General features: G+C 70.7%; 2 pseudogenes. Both read left to right on the forward strand.

Going from position 1 to position 2,072, the window contains the following annotated elements:
- Positions 1–1,662: pseudogene (locus tag AB0M20_RS40150) on the forward strand (zinc carboxypeptidase); the annotation flags it as partial.
- Between the two features lie 46 nt (positions 1,663–1,708).
- Positions 1,709–2,072: pseudogene (locus AB0M20_RS40155) on the forward strand (alpha/beta hydrolase); the annotation flags it as partial.

Consider the following 2,072-nt stretch of genomic DNA (forward strand, 5'->3'; position numbering starts at 1 on the left):
GCCGAGCGCAAGCTGCGCGACAAGGTGCTGCACTACCGCATCAACGACGGCGCCGAGCGCACCGGGGCGGTGCAGCTCTGGGACGGCGGCGAACGCTACGGCGGCACGCACAACAAGTACTACGCCGAGTTCCGCGGCACGGTCCGCGGGCAGAAGCCGGGCGACAAGGTGACCGTCTGGTTCACCGCGACGGGCGCCCAGCCGAGCACGCCGTTCACCTACACGGTGTCCAACGACATCGGCGGTGACGTGCTGGTGCTGGCGGCCGAGGACACCACCGGCATCTCGCCGGTGCAGGGTGTCGCGTCCGCCAAGTACGCCGACGAGCACGTGGCCGCGATCGAGGCGGCCGGGCGCACCGCCGACGTGTACGACATGGACCTCAACGGCCGGAGGGTGCCGCACCCGCTGGGTGTGCTGTCGCACTACAAGGCCGTGGTCTGGGAGACCGGCGACGACGTGATCCCGCGCGCCACCGGGCAGGCCACCGGCACGGCCTCGCGCAACGCGTGGCAGATCGAGCTGGCGGTCCGCGACTACCTCAACGAGGGCGGCAAGCTCATCTACGGCGGCAAGTACGCCGGGTACGCCAACGGCACCAACGGGTCGTACCGCTACCAGCCCGACCCGGCGAAGCCGGAATGCGCGGTCAGCACCGACCCCACCTGTCTGCAGCTGTTCAACGACTTCGAGCAGTACTGGCTCGGCGCGTGGACGTACGTGGACGACGGCGGCACCGGCGCCGAGGGGCCGTACCCGCTGATCGGCGAGGCCGGACGGTTCGAGGGCTTCTCCGGGACGCTGAACGCGCCCGGGTCGGCCGGCAACCAGGACCACACCGGGGCGTTCCTGTCCACCTCCAGCTTCCTGCCGGTGGACCAGTTCCCGCAGTTCGCCAGCGAGGCTCCGATCGACTGGGTGCTGCCGGGCGCGGCGCCGTTCGACCCGTACGAGGGTGACTGGTACCTGTGGAGCGGGCAGGCGGACGCCACGTACAAGCGGCTCACGAAGACGGTCGACCTGAGCGCGGCCACCGCCGGCCGGCTCAAGTTCAACGTGTCGCACGACATCGAGACGGACTGGGACTACATGTTCGTCGAGGCGCACACGGTGGGCGCGGACGACTGGACCACGCTGCCGGAGGCCGGTGGGCACACCGGCACGGGCACGGGGGAGAGCTGCCCCGAGGGCATCCAGGGGCTGCACCCGTTCCTGACCCACTACCAGGGCGCGGACTGCTCGGCGACCGGCACCACGGGCACGTGGAACGCGATCACCGGCGCGAGCAACGGCTGGCAGGAGTACGACTTCGACCTGTCCGCGTACGCGGGCAAGCAGGTCGAGGTGTCGATCACCTACATGTCCGACTGGGGCACTCAGGGCCTCGGCGTCTTCCTCGACAACGTGCGGGTCGAGAAGGGCGGTGCCGTCGCCGAGCAGACCTCGTTCGAGGACGGCTTCGGCGGTTGGACGGCGGCAGCCCCGCCGGCCGGGTCCAACCCGAACGCGAACACCTGGAGCCGGAGCCAGAAGGCGTTCGACAACGGCGCCGCGACCACGACGAAGGACACGGTGTACCTGGGCTTCGGGCTCGAGGGCCTGCCCCAGGCACAGCGTGTCGACCTCGTGAAGCGGGCGTTCCGCCACCTCGGGGTTCGTTAGTCAGAAATACCCTTTTAGTAAGGGTGCATGCCCCAGGATGGGCCGGGTGCGACACATCCGGCCCATCCTGGCGGCGTTCCTCTCCGTCCTGCTCCTGCCCCTGCCGGCCGTCGCCGCGGCGAAACTGCGATGGCTGCCCTGCGAGGACGACGCCACCGCCCAGTGCACGACGTTGCCCGTTCCGGTGGACGGCGACCGGGCCGGTTCGAAGATCGGCATCGCCGTCGCCCGGCGGCCGGCGGCCCGCCCGGATCTGCGGATCGGCGTCCTCATCGTCAACCCCGGCGGTCCCGGCGGCAGCGGCGTCGACATGGCCCTGAACGCCGCCTCCTTCTTCAGCTCGCAGATCCGCGCCCGCTTCGACATCGTCGGCTTCGACCCGCGCGGCATCGGCCGCAGCGCGCCGGTGG

The organism is Actinoplanes sp. NPDC051633 (assembly GCF_040681735.1).
Classification (GTDB): domain Bacteria; phylum Actinomycetota; class Actinomycetes; order Mycobacteriales; family Micromonosporaceae; genus Actinoplanes.